Here is a 16,487-nt window from a genome sequence, read left to right on the forward strand (position 1 = left end):
CTCACGGATCCACCTGCCTCATCAACTCAGGAATGCTTTCCGGTCGATTTGCATAGCGCTGGGCCAACGCCGCGCACACCATCAATTGGATCTGGTGAAACAGCATCAGCGGCAGGATCAGCACGCCCATGGTCGCCCCGGCGAACAGCACCTGGGCCATGGGCACGCCGGTGGCCAGGCTTTTCTTCGAACCGCAGAACAGGATGGTGATGCGGTCTTCCTGGTTAAAGCCGAACGCCTTGCCCAGCAGCGCGGAGGCCACCAGCACCAGGGCCAGCAACACGCAGCACGCCACCACCAGCCCGCCCAGTTCCCACAGCGGAATCTGGTGCCAGATGCCTTCGTTGACCGCTTCGCTGAAGGCGCCGTACACCACCAGCAAGATCGAGCCCTGGTCGACGAATTTGAGCCAGGCTTTATTGCGGCCCACCCAGTCGCCGATCCAGCGCCGAGCGATTTGGCCGGCGACGAACGGCAGCAGCAACTGCACGCTGATCTTCAGGATCGCGTCGACGGTGGAGCCGCCATCGCCGTGCACATCAAGCAGCAGGGTCACCAGCAACGGCGTCAAGAAGATCCCGAACAGGCTCGAGGCCGCCGCGCTGCAGATCGCCGCCGGGATGTTGCCGCGCGCCAGGGAGGTGAAGGCAATCGCCGATTGCACGGTGGCCGGCAGCGCGCAGAGATAAAGCATGCCCATGTACAGCTCGTTGCCGATCAGCGGTGACAGCAGCGGCTTGAGCGCCAGGCCGAGCAGTGGAAACAGCACGAAGGTCAGGCTGAACACCAGCAGGTGCAGACGCCAGTGCCCGGCCCCGGCGACGATGGCCTGGCGTGACAGCTTGGCACCGTGGAGGAAAAACAGCAGCGCGATGGCGAGGTTGGTGACCCAGCCGAAGGCCACGGCGGTCTGGCCGCTGGCCGGCAGCAAGGAGGCGAGGATCACCGTGGCGATCAGCGTCAGGGTGAAGTTGTCGGGCAGGAAACGTGGACGGGTCATAAGCAAATCTTCCAGGGGTTGCCAAGAGCATCTTGGCGACTCTAACGTAACGACCTGTTACCGACTAACGCCAATGAGCCAGTAAATGCCGCCTAAAGGACACGAAAAAACCGTCCGCCGCAGCGTACCCGGGCTGTCCAGCCTGCCACGACCGGTGTATGGGCGCACCGAATCCTTGCCCAACCGCGCACTGACGCGGCGGCACAGCCATCCCTGGGTGCAGTTGTCGTATGCGATTTCCGGGGTGCTGGAGATTCAGACCAGCGCCGGCCGCTTCGTTGCGCCACCGCAGCGTGCGGTGTGGATTCCGGCGGGCATGCCCCATCGCGTTTATAGCTCGCCCCATACGGAAATGCGCAGCCTTTACCTCGATTGCCGCGTGACCGCCTGGGCAGCCGAGCGCTGCCAGGTGCTGGCGGTGAGCAATTTGTTGCGCGAATTGATCCGCAGCTTCAGCGAACTGCCCGTGGAATATGCCGAGGATGGCCCCGACGGCCGCCTGGCCCAAGTGGTGTTGGACCAGCTCGCTGCAGCACCCCATGTGGATTTGATGCTGCCCTTGCCCCATGACCCGCGCCTGCGCCAGATTTACCGCAGCCTGAACCTGCATCCGGAACAGCAGACCACCCTGGGCGAGTGGAGCCGCAAGCTGGGGGTGAGCGAAAAGACCCTCAGCCGTTTGTTTGTGCGCGACACAGGGCTGACGTTTCGCGCGTGGCGCCAACGCCTGCGACTGTTGAGCGCCCTGCCCGCCCTGGAGCAAGGTGAACGGGTGACGGATGTGGCGTTGGGCTGTGGTTATGAATCGACGTCGGCGTTCATCAACGCGTTTCGCCAGCAGTTCGAGGCCACGCCCGGTGAATTTTTTCGCTGAGCGTTGTCCAGTTAACCAAGCGCCACGTTCAAATAATCCCCAAACACGCGCTCGGCTGGTATTGTGCCGCGCTTTGAAAGACCGCTACCGACTTGCGAGGAAATGGACGTTGAACACTGACGAAAAAATGACCGGGGACCTGTTCGAGGTTGATAAGCGCCTGTCACTCAAGCCCGTGGTGGACTTCAACGCCTACCTGCGCAGCGCTTTCGGCGACGGCCCGTGCACCTGCATCCGCTGCAGCGCCAGCGGCGGCGATGAGACCGGTTACGCGTTTCAGCACACCTTCAATTTCGACGGCAAGCCCACGCACCGCCGCTTCGCCTCCACGGCGGGCAGCGATGTGGTGATGGTGCTGAAGAAAGCCTGGTTGTCCTACACCAAAGCGGAGTTGCCGCTCAGCGGCGTGCTGGTGCTGGAGACGGTGAAGGAATTTGTCGAGCCACAGTTGCACAAGCGCGTGGCGCCACTGCTGCTGGCCAGCGGATTGGTCAAGGACCTGGATGGCCAATTGCACATTCAGCCACAGGCTTTGACTTGAGTTCACATTAAATGTGGGAGGGGGCTTGCCCCCGATGGCGGTGTGTCAGCTACCTATTACTTAGCTGGCCCACCGCTATCGGGAGCAAGCCCCCTCCCACATGGGTTGTGCATTCGGCAGGTTAAAAACCGGGAACGCCTTGCATGCGGGTCTCAGGCGTCAGTTCTTCCAACGGCTCGGTCAGCGGCCGATCGCTGCCCCCCGGCACCAGAATCACTTTGCGGCACTCGTCCTCGCACTTATCGAACAGCTCATAGCCGCGCGCCGCCTGTTCCAGCGATAGCCGGTGGGTGATGATCGCTTCCGGATTCAGGTGGCCCAGTTCGATGTGCTCCAGCAGCTCCGGCAGGAAGCGCTGCACGTGGGTCTGGCCCATCTTGAAGGTCAGGCCCTTGTCGAACGCGTCGCCAAACATGAAGCCGTGAATAAAGCCGGCATACACCCCGGCCACGCTGACCACGCCACCGCGGCGCACGGCGGCGATGCATTGGCGCAGGGCCTTGCCGCTGCTGCCTTCGATCTTCAAGGTGGTGAGGATCGTTTCGGTGGTGCTGCCCTTGGCTTCGAAACCCACCGCATCCACTACGCCATCGACACCGCGCATGCCGGCGGTCTGGCGGATGATGGTGTCAGCGGGGTCATCATCCTCTTCGAAGTTGATCGGGATCACGCCGTACATCTTTTGCGCGTAGGCCAATCGATAGGGATGGTCGTCGACCATGAAAATCTGTTCGGCGCCGAGCATCTGCGCGCACGCCGCGCTGAGCAAGCCCACCGGGCCAGCACCATAGATCGCCACGCTCGAGCCTTTGCCGATACCGGCGTTGGTCACCGCCTGCCAGGCGGTGGGCAGGATGTCGGAAAGGAACAACACCTTTTCATCCGCCAGCACACCGGGCACCTTGAACGGCCCGGCGTTGGCCTTGGGCACGCGCACCAGCTCGGCCTGGCCACCGGGAATGCCGCCATACAGGCGGCTATAGCCGAACAGCGCGGCCCCCGGCGGGATCGCCTTTTTATTCAGGATTGCACCGCGCCCGTCGTTGGTGGTTTCGCAGGCGGCGTATTGCTGCAGCTGGCAGAAAAAACAGTCGCCACAGGCAATCACGAAGGGAATCACCACGCGGTCACCGCGCTGCACCGCCGTCACGGCCGGGCCGGTTTCTTCGACGATGCCCATGAACTCGTGCCCGAAGATATCGCCATGCTCCACGGTCGGGATCTTGCCTCGGTACAGGTGCAAATCCGAACCGCAGATCGCCGTGGCGGTGACGCGCAAAATGATGTCGTCGGGTTGTTCAATGATCGGGTCAGGTACCGTATCGACCTGGACTTTGTGGGCGCCTTGGTAGGTCATCGCGCGCATGCTCTGCTCTCCTGTGGTTGGGCTTATTAGTTAAGGGCGCATGCAGTGCCCAGTGTTCCCTCAACCTGCTGCGGCAACCGATAAATGGTCGCCGCGACTCTGGGCAAGCAGCCCATCTACCACGCGGCGCAGGCCGCCCGACGCATCGACACCCGCGCTGCGCGCCTGCGCGTACCAATGCAGCTGCTCGGTTGCACTGTTACCGCGCCGCAGTAACCTATGCAGGCTGTCGAAGAGCTGGCCTTCACCCAAGGCGTCGGCCGTGTCGGCGAACCTCTGGCAAGCACGTTGCAACCACTGGTGCGCGCTGCAAAGGGCGCCTGAGGCGTCCAGCGCAAAGGTGCCGGCTGCGCCAAAGCGCTTGGCTTGCCAGCGGTTTTCCTTGAGCAGCCAACGCGTCTCGGAGGTGAAGCCCGCACCGGGCTGCCGCATCGCGCAGGCATGGCTGACCATCACCCGAAATAACGTCGCCAGGGCCAGGCCATCTTCCAGCCGCGGGCATGCATCGGTCATGCGCAGTTCAAGGGTGGGATAGCGAGCCGCCGGGCGAATGCCCCACCAGCCGTTGCCATCGGCTTCGATCGCGCCCATGCGCTGCAACATTGCCAAGTAGCGCTGGTACTCGTCCCAGTCGGCAAAATGCTCCGGCACACCCATGCGCGGCCACTCATCGCAAGCGGCCTGGCGGTAGCTCATGAAGCCCGTGGGCGCGCCGTTCCAGAAGGGTGAGGAGCAGCTGAACAACAGCAGTAACGGCAGCCAGGGCGACACCTCGTTCATCACCGCGATGCGGTCGACCCGTGCCGGGACCTCGACATGCACGTGCAAGCCACACAACACACTGCGCCGCGCCACGTACTGCACGTCCTCGAATAACTGCCGGAAATGCCCGTGGTCGGTGGGCCGTTGCTCACGCCAATCGGCCAAGGGATGGCTGCCCGCGCACACCACGCCCAGGCCGAAGTTGGCCAAGGCCCGCGCCAGGTCGCGGCGCACCGTTGCTAAGTAGTGGGCCGCCTCCTCGCCGCAGTGAAACACTGGTGAGGCGGCCTCTATCTGGCCCTGGAACATTTCATGGGTGAAGCCCTCGCCGATAGCCTCCCGGCAGGCCGCGATTACGGTTGCCGAGGGTGCGGCGAGCATCTGGCGCGTGTGCAGGTCAGTGATGAAATACTCCTCTTCGATACCGAAGGTGAGCATGAGCGTTCAGCGCAGGCGCGTAACGGTGAGTGCAACCACAGCGATCCGCTCGACGCGTTCATAACCGGGTTTATCGAGTTCTTCGCCGAACACGTCGGGGTCCAGTTCACGGTAGGTCCAGCCATAGGCGTCGCTGGTCAGCAGCGGCTTGACCGCCTCCAGAAACGCATCGCCGCCCGCCACCATGGCCACGCCGGTATACAACACCAGGCTGCCGCCAATGGCGAGGCGCGGGAGCGATTCGCTGACGATGCGCACGGACAGCTGTTCGCCCAACGCGCCACCACCGTGGCGATAGGCGCGCTGGCGGTCGTCATTCATATACGGCGGGTTGGCGACGATCAGGTCGAATTCGCCGTCGACGCTGGTCAGCACATCACTCTGGTATACACTGACATTCGCCAGGCCGGCCAGCTCGGCATTCACCGCAGTCAAGCGCAGCGCACGGGGATTGATATCCACCGCCAGCACCTCGGCGTCGTGCCGCGCATGGGCGATGACCAGCGCGCCGACCCCCGCCCCGCAACCGATGTCCACCGCACGCTTGAGCGGTTCAAAACGCTGCTGCAGATGGGCTTGGATAACCTGGGCGAATCGATAGCTGTCGGGGCCGAAAAACACCGCGTCCGCCTCGACGGTGGGAAACGGCGAATGGGCAAACAACAGGTCATCCAGGCTCGACCAGCGCACACTGCTGCGCCACAGCGCGTCGTGTTTTTCGATCACCTCGGCCTGCTGCAACTCGTCACGAAATGCCTCGGGCAACAGCTCGTTGTCGAACGGCATCGACCAGCCGAATACGTCACGCATACTCATCGCCAAGGGCGTGCCAAGGCGCCGGTACACGCGCTCGTGGGTCAGCGGTGTCGGCGTGATAAAACGGTAACCGCTCTCCTTCAAACCTCGGCCGAGGTGCAGCAGGGCGCGGTCAGCCAGTTGTTGTGCAGACATGGATGTTTCCTTAGCGCAGGCGTGCGCGCAGTTGGATAAAGCGGCGGGTGGCGTACAACCCGGCGGGACTGCAGTGGCGTCGCGCTGACATCCACGGGATCAGCGCGGTGAGCTGCTGGTCATCGGGCAAGTTCCATAACGAATCCACCAGGGCCTGGGTGTCAGGATCCGCAGGGCGATGCTGCTCGCGGGAGAAACGGCTGCCACGGCCCGGCCGAACCGGCGGCACGCGCTGGCTGCTGATCCAGTCACCGGCGATCCAGTCGTGCAGCACCTGTTTTTCATACCCGCTGAACACGCCGAACATCGCCGCCCCTGCCCCCTCGATCAACTGCCAGAAACGGCTCTCGGCGGGGTCCTGGTTGCGCTTGATCCAGCCCTTTTCTTCCATCGCCCGGAGAAAGTCTCCGATCTGGCCGGGCTTGGCCAGCCATTGGTTGACGGTCTTGCCTTCGAAGCGGCAGTAGTCCGAATGCATGTGCTGGCCAAAGGTGCGCTTGCGTTCGAGCATGGCCACCACTTCTTCCTGCAGATCGAAATCTGCGATGACCGCCGTGGTGCCTGGGCCGAGATCGTTGAGGCGATACCCGGCCGCGACGCGACGGTAGAACGCCTCCCTGCCCTCGCCCAGCGGCAGCAGGTTCAACACCGATTGCGCGGCTTTGCTGGCGTGGCCGCTGCTGGCGTTGTCGATGGTCACGTGGAGCGTGAAGTAATAGGGGTCGATGCCCAGCTCACTGAGTTCGTATGACGTAATCAGCAGGTGCAGTGGCAACTGCTCGTAACCCAGGTTGTAACCGATGACTTCCGGCAAGAACTCGTCGGCGCACAGGCCCAGGGCCAACTGCAGGGCGCCTTGCAAATAGTGGCCGTCCTCAAGCCCCGCCTCGCTGTCGGCATCGTGCTCACTGAGCAGCTTGCGATAGATCACCACGTGGTTCTGTGCGGCTTCGCCGTCGCCCAACTCTTCAAGGTAGGTGGTCAGCAGGCCGTCGAAGCGCTGGTCCTGCCAATAGCGCAGCAGGCCGTAGAGCCAGGCGCCGTCGACCTGTTTGGTCGGAGCAACCCGCTGCAGCACATACAACGCGTGCGCCTTGTTCTGGAAATAGCGACGCGGCCGGCCCTGCTGGCGTTGCTCCAGATACTCGGCATAGGCCTGGGCCACGACGGCGCAACGCTGTTCGACCCAGGCCAGCAACTGCTCGGGCACGTCGGGCAGGTCGCAAGCGGTGTCTTCTACGTGCGCCAGCTGATCCTGCAGGTACTCACGCGCCAATACCGCCGCGCCTGGAGCTTCGCCATACAGCTGTTGATACACCCGTTGATGCCGGCCACGGGCCGAGTCGGTGAGAGAGGCCGGTTGGCCCGACAGCGCAGTGAGGAGTGTCATGGTGGCAGTTTCCGCAAAGTCCGTTACAACGGGCCACCCGGCAAGGCGGCCCCGCAAAAGCGCTTCAAACCACACGCTTATGGAATGCAGAGCATCGGAATGTGCAGAAAATTCAAATGAGGTTGTAAAAGGGGGGATAAGCGGTCGCGATGTCCGGGCTGGCGGCGCCTCTTACAGATGAAATTTGAGGTGCCGCAGAGCGTCAGGGGTATTCCTGCCGGGCGTGCAAAACGTTGACGATCTCGATCCGCTCTGCGGTCACTCGATACACCAACACATAATTCGGGTGAACGACGACCTCGCGAGTCCCCGGCACACGACCGTTTGGATACAAGTAAGGATGTTCTGTCAGTGGTAAAGGCGCACCTTCAAGCCGAATCTTGAGGCGTCGTGCAGCACCAGGATTTTGTGCTGCGATAAAAGTCACGATTTCAATCAGGTCGCTGATGGCTTCATCAAGCCAAACAACGGACAGCATCAGGCTTTAGCCCTCTGTTGACGCTCCGCTTCCTGAATGATCGCTTCAACCCTCGCCATGACTTCATCATGGGGCACACCGGGGCCAGGATTGGTCAGGCTTTTTTCGACTTTTTTACGAAACCAGAGATCATGGCTACTCGCCTGCTCTTCAGTTTCAAACTCCGAAACAATTGGGGAAAGTGGAACTGCCATCAGGTCACCTCCTGGATGAATGCTCAGCAGTTTAGCCGCAACCCTGGAAGCTGTCTTGAACCACCAGATGAAATGCAGGTGAGCTTACCCGCAAGATGAAAAATGGCACACACGGCTCCGTTCTGACCCAAGTGATGTGGGAGGGGCTTGCCCCCGATAGCGGTGGATCAGTGAATGCATTGATCACTGACAAACCGCTATCGGGGGCAAGCCCCCTCCCACACTGGTACTCAGCGCATCCAGGGTTTTCGAAGCCCTGTTACTTACGCGCCGCCTCCCACTGCTTGAGCAGGTCGTTGTAGTTCACGGTCTCGCCTTTAGGCTTCTCGTTCGCCAGTTTCGGCTTCGGCGCGCCTGGCTGGTCGAACCAGTATTGCGCGTCACGCTCGGGGTTCATTTTCGGGCCGCACACCGGTTGCACCTTGGAGCGCTCCAGGCGCGTCATGATCGCGTCCTGTTCCTTGGCCAGGTTGTCCAGGGCCTGTTGCGGGGTTTTCTCGCCGCTGGCGGCGGCCGCGATGTTGCTCCACCACAGTTGCGCCAGGCGTGGGTAGTCCGGCACGTTGGTGCCGGTCGGCGACCACTCGGTGCGGGCCGGGCTGCGGTAGAACTCCACCAGGCCACCGAGTTTGGGGGCCATGTCGGTCATGGCCTGGGAGTTGATATCGGACTCACGAATCGGCGTCAGGCCGACGATGGTTTTCTTCAGCGACACGGTTTTCGAGGTCACGAACTGCGCGTAGAGCCAGGCCGCGAGTTTCTGTTTTTCCGGCGTCGACTTGAGGAAGGTCCAGGATCCTACGTCCTGATAGCCCTTTTTCATGCCCTTTTCCCAGTAAGGTCCGACCGGTGACGGCGCCATGCGCCATTTCGGCGTACCGTCGGCATTCACCACCGGCAAGCCCGGCTTGACCATGTCGGCGGTAAACGCGGTGTACCAGAAGATTTGTTGGGCGATGTTGCCCTGGGATGGCACCGGGCCGGATTCGGAGAAGGTCATGCCCGCCGCTTCCGGTGGCGCGTAGGCTTTCATCCAGTCCACGTATTTCTGCGTGGCAAATACCGCGGCCGGGCCGTTGGTGTCACCGCCACGGGTGACGCTGGAGCCCACTGGGTGGCAGTCCTCCACGCGAATGCCCCACTCGTCCACCGGCAAGCCGTTGGGCAAGCCCTTGTCGCCGCCACCGGCCATGGAGAACCAGGCATCGGTGAAGCGCCAGCCCAGGGATGGGTCTTTCTTGCCGTAGTCCATGTGCCCGTAAATGCGCTTGCCGTCGATTTCCTTGACGTCTTCGCTGAAGAATTTGGCGATGTCTTCATAGGCCGACCAGTTCACCGGCACGCCGAGGTCATAGCCGTACTTTTCCTTGAACTTGGCTTTCAGCTCCGGGCGCTCGAACCAGTCGGCGCGGAACCAGTAAAGGTTGGCGAACTGCTGGTCGGGCAACTGGTAGATTTTGCCGTCCGGGGCGGTGGTGAAGGACAGGCCGATAAAGTCCTTGAGGTCCAGGGTCGGCGAGGTGAAGTCCTTGCCTTCGTTGGCCATCAGGTCGGTGATGGACTCGGTTTTGCCGTAGCGAAAGTGCGTACCGATCAGGTCCGAGTCGTTGACCCAGCCGTCATAGATATTCTTGTCGGACTGCATCTGGGTTTGCAGCTTTTCCACCACGTCGCCTTCCTGCAGCAGGTCGTGGGTCAGCTTGATCCCGGTGATTTCGCTGAAGGCCTTGGCCAGCACCTTGGATTCATACTCGTGGGTGGTGAGGGTTTCCGACACCACGTTGATCTTCATCCCACGGAACGGCTCCGAGGCCTTGATAAACCACTTCAACTCCTCCAATTGCTGTTCGGCCGTGAGGGTGGACGGCTTGAACTCGCTGCCGATCCATTTTTTCGCGGCATCTTCATACGCATCGGCCCAGGCCGTAGCGCTCAAACCACTGAGGGCCAGTACGGCGGCCAATGAAATGCTATGTCGCAGCTTATTGTTTTTATTCAACATAGAGACCTCCTGGTTATTTTCAGACGGGACTCGCAGACACCCCTCTCTTGTAGGAGCGAGCTTGCTCGCGAAAAACTCAAAGACACCGCGGGCTACCAGGAACACCACGTTATCGTTGACGATTTTCGCGAGCAAGCCCGCTCCTACAGGGTGTGCACACCTAGCCCCAGCGCATCACACTCAACAGCCACACCAGGGACAGCGCAGTCGCCACCCAGATGCTCCAGCCGGTGGCGCCGATTACCAGCAAATGCAGGTAGGCGCTGCCGAGAAGACCGATAAACAAGCGATCACCACGGGTGGTGCTGATCGGCAGAAAACCACGCCGAGGGATACTCGGCGCGCGCAACTCCCAGGTGGTCATGCCCGCCAGAATCAGCGCGATACCGCCAAAGAACAGTGCAGTCGGGGTGGTCCAGGCCATCCATTCCATCATCGATTCCTCTAGACCCGGCCCAGGGCAAAGCCCTTGGCCACGTGGTTACGAACAAACCAGATCACCAGCATGCCCGGCAGGATGGTCAACACCCCCGCCGCCGCCAGCACGCCCCAGTCGATACCCGAGGCCGACACCGTGCGGGTCATCACCGCTGCGATGGGCTTGGCATTGACCGAGGTCAAAGTGCGCGCCAGCAATAGTTCGACCCAGGAAAACATGAAGCAGAAAAACGCCGTAACGCCGATACCGGAGCCAATCAACGGGATAAAAATCTTCACGAAGAACTTGGGGAACGAGTAGCCGTCGATGTAGGCGGTTTCGTCGATTTCCTTGGGCACCCCGGACATGAAACCTTCCAGGATCCACACCGCCAACGGCACGTTGAACAAACAATGCGCAAGCGCCACCGCGATGTGCGTATCAAACAGGCCGATGGACGAATACAGCTGGAAAAACGGCAGCAGAAACACCGCCGGTGGCGCCATGCGGTTGGTCAGCAGCCAGAAGAACAGGTGCTTGTCGCCCAGGAAACGGTAGCGCGAAAACGCGTAGGCTGCCGGCAATGCCACGCTCAGGGAAATCACCGTGTTCAAGCTCACGTAGTACAGCGAGTTGAGGTAGCCGGTGTACCAACTGGGGTCGGTGAAGATCACCTTGTAGTTGGCCAGGGTGAAATCCTGCGGAAACAGGGTCAAGCCGCCGAGGATTTCGGTGTTGCTCTTGAACGACATGTTCAGCAGCCAGTAGATCGGCACCAGCAGGAACAGGATGTAGATCAAAAGCGGTATAAGCTTGCGCTTGCTCATGTTGGCGGCCTCAGCGGTTGGCGTCGGAGTGGGTCATGGCGGTATAGAACAGCCAGGACACCAACAGGATGATCAGGAAGTACACCAGCGAAAACGCCGCCGCCGGGCCGAGATCGAATTGGCCTACGGCCATCTGGGTCAAGGTCTGACTCAGAAAGGTAGTGGCATTGCCCGGCCCGCCCCCGGTGAGTACGAACGGCTCGGTGTAGATCATGAAACTGTCCATGAAGCGCAGCATCACCGCGATCAACAGCACGCTTTTCATCTTGGGCAACTGGATGTGTCGGAAAACCGCCCAGGCCGACGCCCGATCAATGCGCGCAGCCTGGTAGTACACGTCCGGGATCGCCCGCAGCCCCGAATAGCACAGCAACGCCACCAGGGAAGTCCAGTGCCACACGTCCATCACCAGCACGGTGACCCAGGCATCCATGGTGTTCGCCGCATAGTTATAGCTGATACCCATGGCGTTGAGGCTGTAACCGAGCAGGCCGATATCGGCGCGACCGAAAATCTGCCAGATGGTGCCGACCACGTTCCACGGAATCAGCAAGGGAATCGCCAGCACGATCAACACCAGCGACGACCAGCGCCCCTTGGTCGGCATGGTCAGGGCGATGGCGATGCCCAGGGGGATTTCGATCAGCAGCACACAGGCCGAATAGATGAACTGGCGCAGCAGCGAGTCATGCAGGCGCGGGTCGAGCAGCACCTGTTTGTACCAGTCGGCGCCGACGAAGTAGCGGCTGGACTGGTCGAAAATATCCTGCACCGAGTAGTTGACCACGGTCATCATCGGGATCACGGCACTGAACGCCACCAGCAGAAACACCGGCAACACCAGCCACCAGGCCTTGTTGTTCTGCACCTTGTTCATGGCAGCTCCTCCAGCAGGTAATCGTCGGCATAGAGCATCAGCCATTGCGCCGGGAAGCTGATGCAGGCGCGGCCTTCGGGCACCGGTTTGTCTTCGGCCAGGCGCACTTTGAGGGTGGCGCCGTCGAGGTTGAGGGTCATGATTTTGTAGGTACCAAGGTCTTCCAGGTGTGTGACTTCGGCCTGCAAGGCGTCAGGGTTATGCTCGTCCCACACATGGATGAATTCCGGGCGAATACCCACTTGGAGCTTTTTGTAGTCGGTGGCAGCGAGGCGCTGCTGCAACGCTTCGGACAACGGCAACGACGTGTTGGCAAACCGCACTCCGCCGGCCTCGGCCTGTACCTTGATCAGATTCATCCCAGGGCTGCCGATGAAATAACCGACAAAGGTGTGGCTTGGCCGCTCGAACAACTCGCGCGGCGTGCCGAACTGCACGATCTGGCCGCCGTACATCACGGCGATCTTATCGGCGAAGGTGGATGCCTCGAGCTGGTCGTGGGTGACGTAGACCATGGTGATGTTGAACTGCTCGTGAATCTGCTTGAGCTTGCGCCGCAGTTTCCACTTCAGGTGCGGGTCGATCACTGTCAGCGGTTCATCGAACAGGATCGCCGACACGTCGTCGCGCACCAGGCCACGGCCCATGGAGACTTTCTGTTTTTCGTCGGCGGTGAGGTTGCGGGCTTTTTTGCTCAGCAGGTTCTGCAGGTCGAGAACCTCGGCAATTTCCTGCACCTTGCTGTGAATTTTCGCCTCGGCCATGCCTTGGTTGCGCAAGGGAAACGCCAGGTTATCGAACACCGTCATGGTGTCGTACACCACCGGGAACTGAAACACCTGGGCGATATTGCGCTTTTCCGGGGTGAGGTCGTTGACCACTTGGGTATCGAACAACACCTGGCCCTCGGACGGGCTGAGCAGGCCGGAAATGATGTTGAGCAAGGTCGACTTGCCGCAGCCCGACGGCCCGAGCAAGGCGTAGGCTCCGCCCTGCTCCCACACATGGTTCATTTCCCGGATGGCGTAATCCTCAGGGCCGCTCGGGGTCGCGCTGTAGCTGTGCGCCAGGTTCTGCAAATGGATCTCGGCCATCAGGCAACCCTCGCGACACGGCGCCCGGGGGCCTGGACCAAACGTCCCTGGCCATCGAACACAAACAGTTTATGGGTGGGGATGTACACGCGTATCGGCGCATCGACGTCGTACTCGTGCACCCCCGGCAGGTGCAACACCAGCAGGAAGTGTTCGCTGCGCACATGCAGGAAGGTTTCCGAACCGCTGATCTCGGCGACTTCCACGGTCACCGCCAGCTCCAGGTCATCGTCGTTGCTCGGCACCAGGCTGATATGGCTGGGGCGCACGCCAAAGCGGAACTCACCTTCGCCGATGGGGCGCAGGTCGACATTGAGCGGGAAATGCACGAAGTTGGCGAAACTCACTTCGTTGCCACTGATGCGCCCCGGCATCAGGTTGATCGGCGGCTCGGAAAACAACTCGGCAGCCAATACGCTTTGCGGCTGGTGATAGACCTCGGCGGCCTTGCCGCTCTGGATCACCCGGCCTTCATGCAGGATGGTGGTGGTACCGCCCAGCGCCAGCGCTTCGTTCGGCTCGGTGGTGGCGTAGATGGCGATGGTGTGGCGCGCCTTGAACAGTTCGCGCATTTCCTGGCGCAGTTCTTCGCGCAACTTGTAATCCAGGTTGACCAACGGCTCATCGAACAGGATCAGCTCGGCGTCCTTCACCAACGCCCGGGCCATGGCCGTACGCTGCTGCTGGCCACCGGACAGTTCCAGCGGATGGCGCTGCAGGAATTTCTCGATGCGCAGCATCCGCGCCGTTTCCAGCACCTTGCTCTGGATCAGCTCGTTGGACACACCGGCCTGGCGCAAAGGCGAGGCGATGTTCTCGAACACGGTCATGGTCGGGTAGTTGATGAACTGCTGATACACCATCGACACGTTGCGCAGGCGCACCGGTTTTTGCGTGACATCCACACCGTTCATCAGGATGCGACCGCTGTCGGGCTTGTCCAGACCGGCCATCAGGCGCATCAAACTGGTCTTGCCGGACAGGGTGCGACCGAGCAACACGTTGAAGGAGCCCGCCTCGAAGCGCAGGTTTACGTCGTCGATCCAGGTTTGACCTTCGACAACGCGGGAGACATGTTCCAGGGTCAATGACATGACACGACCTTTTTATTATTGGAATGAATCTGGCCAGTTATCAGAGCGAGTTTCGTGCCAGAAATGGCAGGTGGTTGATGCATAAGGAAATGGGTCAATCTGGATGTTCAGGAATGAACACCCTGGCTGAACAAATGAACACTGAGGGGGTTGACAATGAACAGTTCTGAACAACACTGATCAGACTGTGGGAGGGGGCTTGCTCCCGATAGCGGTATATCAGTAAAAGAAATGCTGACTGACACACCGCTATCGGGAGCAAGCCCCCTCCCACATGGGTCTGGTTACATCCGTTAGATTGTGCACACTCAATAACAATAAAAATGAAGGTCAATACATGGCCGAACCACTGACTCACGACACCATCATCCAGGACTCCTGGCGCCGTTGCCGCGCGTTCGGCCTGGATCACCAGAGCGTCCCCAGCTTCGACCAACTGCCCGCCGAGGGCATTCGGCAGTTGTTGGAGAGTCAGCATTCACTGGTGCAGACCACCCATCAGGAAGTGCTGCCCTACTACGAGAACATCCTGAGCAATTCCAACTGCCTGATCATGCTGGCCGATAACCAGGGCCAGGTCCTGACGTCGTGGGGCACCCAGCGCTTTATCGAGCCCGGGCTGGCCCGTGGTTTCAGCGCGGGCGCCAGCTGGATGGAACACGCCAGCGGCACCAACGCCATCGGCACCGCGTTGGCCTGTGCCCAGGCCGTGCATATCGAGCACGACGAGCACTTCCTGAAGGCCAACCGCTTCATGACCGGTTCGGCGGCGCCGATTTTCGACGCGCAACGCGAGATCATTGCGGTGCTGGACGTCTCCAGCGACAGCTACCTGCCGCCCTCCCACACCCTGGGCATGGTCAAGATGATGAGCCAGACCGTGGAAAACCGGCTGATCCTCAACCTGTTTCGCGGCGAGCATTTCCAGCTGACGTTCAACACCGGCCTGAGCAACCTCGACAGCCAGTGGGCGGGCCTGCTGATCTTTGATGAAAGCGGCCAGGTGCTGTCGGCCAACCGGCGCGCGGATAACCTGTTGGGGATCAGCTTGTCGAGGGTGATGATCGACAGCTTGTTCAAGGTGTCGCTGCTGGAGTTGTTGAATCAGCCGGAGGGGCTGGCGTTTTCCCTGCAAGCAGCGGGACGCAATCGCTTCCAATGCCTGCTCAAGCGCCCCAGGCAGACGCCGGTACAGGCGCGGGTGTTCAATGAGCCGGCGCCGTCGAAGCCGAGCGCCGTGAGCCTCACCACCCTGCATTTTGGCGACGCACGCGTGGAGAAAGCCGTGCGCCAGGCCGAGCGCCTGCTGGAGAAGGATATTCCGTTGTTGATCCACGGCGAGACCGGCGTGGGCAAAGAGGTATTCGTCAAAGCCCTGCACCAGGCCAGTTCCCGTAGCCGCCAGGCATTGATCGCGGTGAACTGTGCGGCGATTCCGGCTGAGCTGGTGGAATCGGAACTGTTCGGCTATGAAAAAGGCGCGTTCACCGGCGCCAATCAGAAAGGCAGCATTGGGCTGATCCGCAAGGCCGACAAGGGCACGCTGTTTCTCGATGAGATCGGCGATATGCCTCTTCCCACCCAGGCGCGACTGTTGCGGGTACTGCAGGAGCGCTGCGTGCAACCGGTGGGCAGCAGTGAGGTGTTCCCGGTGGACTTGCGCATCATCTCGGCGACCAACCGCGCGCTACGGGAACTGGTGCAAGCCGGGCGTTTTCGGGAGGATTTGTATTACCGCATTGGTGGCCTGACCCTGGAACTGCCGCCGTTGCGCGAGCGCAGCGACAAGCAGGCGTTGTTCCAGCAACTGTGGCAGCGACACCGCGACTCCACGCAGTGGGCCGGCCTGAGTGCCGAGGTGCTGAAGCTGTTCGAACAGCATCCATGGCCGGGCAACCTGCGCCAGGTCAGCAGTGTGTTGCAGGTGGCATTAGCGATGGCTGAGGAACAGCCGATCCGCCCGGAGCATCTGCCCGATGACTTTTTTGTGGATTTGCAGGGGCCGATACCGCAGCCCGCCAGCGAGCGACTGGATGACAGCATCGACCTGACGCAACGCTTGAAGGCGGCAGGCGGCAACATTTCGCACCTCGCCCGCGAACTCGGGGTGAGCCGCAATACCCTGTACAAGCGCCTGCGCCAGAACGAAGGCTGAGCGGGCGCGTCAGTCAGCCAGATGCC

Annotated in this window: 16 protein-coding genes; 3 read left to right on the plus strand and 13 right to left on the minus strand. The window is 61.1% G+C overall.

Annotation, left to right across the window (positions count from 1 at the left end; all coding sequences use genetic code 11):
* Position 1: 1 nt before the first annotated feature.
* A complete protein-coding gene (locus C4J92_RS15550; RefSeq protein WP_124371025.1) occupies positions 2–1,000 on the minus strand; it encodes a bile acid:sodium symporter family protein in 999 nt (332 codons plus the stop codon).
* Positions 1,001–1,085: 85 nt separating this feature from the next.
* Here C4J92_RS15550 and C4J92_RS15555 point away from each other — a divergent pair, with 85 nt between their 5' ends.
* Together C4J92_RS15555 and C4J92_RS15560 are read left to right on the plus strand one after the other, a co-directional pair.
* A complete protein-coding gene (locus C4J92_RS15555) occupies positions 1,086–1,874 on the plus strand; it encodes a helix-turn-helix domain-containing protein (RefSeq protein WP_124367360.1) in 789 nt (262 codons plus the stop codon).
* A gap of 109 nt (positions 1,875–1,983) precedes the next feature.
* Positions 1,984–2,415, plus strand: coding sequence for a hypothetical protein (locus C4J92_RS15560; RefSeq protein WP_124404505.1), 432 nt, complete (start codon positions 1,984–1,986; stop codon positions 2,413–2,415).
* A 121-nt stretch (positions 2,416–2,536) separates the two neighbouring features.
* Here C4J92_RS15560 and C4J92_RS15565 read toward each other — a convergent pair whose 3' ends face one another.
* The 12 genes from C4J92_RS15565 to C4J92_RS15620 all read right to left on the minus strand — a co-directional run bounded on the left by C4J92_RS15565 (position 2,537) and on the right by C4J92_RS15620 (position 14,306).
* A complete protein-coding gene (locus C4J92_RS15565; protein WP_124404506.1) occupies positions 2,537–3,781 on the minus strand; it encodes a zinc-dependent alcohol dehydrogenase in 1,245 nt (414 codons plus the stop codon).
* A gap of 60 nt (positions 3,782–3,841) precedes the next feature.
* The gene (locus tag C4J92_RS15570; protein ID WP_124404507.1) at positions 3,842–4,981 is read right to left on the minus strand and encodes a carboxylate-amine ligase; all 1,140 of its coding nucleotides are present in this window, start codon (positions 4,979–4,981) and stop codon (positions 3,842–3,844) included.
* Between the two features lie 6 nt (positions 4,982–4,987).
* On the minus strand, positions 4,988–5,932 hold the full coding sequence (locus tag C4J92_RS15575) for a class I SAM-dependent methyltransferase (RefSeq protein WP_124404508.1): 945 nt from the start codon (positions 5,930–5,932) through the stop codon (positions 4,988–4,990).
* 10 nt (positions 5,933–5,942) lie between these two features.
* Positions 5,943–7,322 (minus strand): iron-containing redox enzyme family protein, encoded by a 1,380-nt coding sequence (locus tag C4J92_RS15580; protein ID WP_124404509.1) that lies wholly within the window; start codon positions 7,320–7,322, stop codon positions 5,943–5,945.
* A 202-nt stretch (positions 7,323–7,524) separates the two neighbouring features.
* Complete coding sequence (locus C4J92_RS15585; RefSeq protein WP_124404510.1) at positions 7,525–7,800, minus strand: type II toxin-antitoxin system RelE/ParE family toxin; 276 nt, start codon at positions 7,798–7,800, stop codon at positions 7,525–7,527.
* Positions 7,800–7,994 carry a stability determinant gene (locus C4J92_RS15590; RefSeq protein ID WP_124404511.1) on the minus strand — a complete coding sequence of 65 codons (195 nt, stop codon included), beginning with the start codon at positions 7,992–7,994 and terminating at the stop codon, positions 7,800–7,802. The genes C4J92_RS15585 and C4J92_RS15590 overlap by 1 nt, the downstream gene beginning before the upstream one ends.
* 259 nt (positions 7,995–8,253) lie before the next feature.
* Positions 8,254–9,996, minus strand: a complete 1,743-nt coding sequence (locus C4J92_RS15595; RefSeq protein WP_124363236.1) for an ABC transporter substrate-binding protein — start codon at positions 9,994–9,996, stop codon at positions 8,254–8,256.
* Positions 9,997–10,156: 160 nt separating this feature from the next.
* Complete coding sequence (locus C4J92_RS15600; protein WP_124363237.1) at positions 10,157–10,429, minus strand: DUF2160 domain-containing protein; 273 nt, start codon at positions 10,427–10,429, stop codon at positions 10,157–10,159.
* An 11-nt stretch (positions 10,430–10,440) separates the two neighbouring features.
* Positions 10,441–11,241 carry a carbohydrate ABC transporter permease gene (locus C4J92_RS15605; RefSeq protein WP_003232361.1) on the minus strand — a complete coding sequence of 267 codons (801 nt, stop codon included), beginning with the start codon at positions 11,239–11,241 and terminating at the stop codon, positions 10,441–10,443.
* Between the two features lie 10 nt (positions 11,242–11,251).
* Complete coding sequence (locus C4J92_RS15610) at positions 11,252–12,118, minus strand: carbohydrate ABC transporter permease (RefSeq protein ID WP_124363238.1); 867 nt, start codon at positions 12,116–12,118, stop codon at positions 11,252–11,254.
* Positions 12,115–13,212, minus strand: coding sequence for an ABC transporter ATP-binding protein (locus tag C4J92_RS15615; protein ID WP_124404512.1), 1,098 nt, complete (start codon positions 13,210–13,212; stop codon positions 12,115–12,117). Before C4J92_RS15615 ends, C4J92_RS15610 begins: the two co-directional genes overlap by 4 nt.
* On the minus strand, positions 13,212–14,306 hold the full coding sequence (locus tag C4J92_RS15620; RefSeq protein WP_124404513.1) for an ABC transporter ATP-binding protein: 1,095 nt from the start codon (positions 14,304–14,306) through the stop codon (positions 13,212–13,214). The genes C4J92_RS15615 and C4J92_RS15620 overlap by 1 nt, the downstream gene beginning before the upstream one ends.
* Before the next feature lie 337 nt (positions 14,307–14,643).
* On the opposite strand from C4J92_RS15620, the gene C4J92_RS15625 reads away from it, so the two are divergent.
* On the plus strand, positions 14,644–16,461 hold the full coding sequence (locus tag C4J92_RS15625) for a sigma-54-dependent Fis family transcriptional regulator (RefSeq protein ID WP_124404514.1): 1,818 nt from the start codon (positions 14,644–14,646) through the stop codon (positions 16,459–16,461).
* Positions 16,462–16,487: the final 26 nt, after the last annotated feature.

The sequence above is a fragment of the Pseudomonas sp. R3-18-08 genome, from assembly GCF_003852065.1.
Lineage (GTDB): Bacteria > Pseudomonadota > Gammaproteobacteria > Pseudomonadales > Pseudomonadaceae > Aquipseudomonas.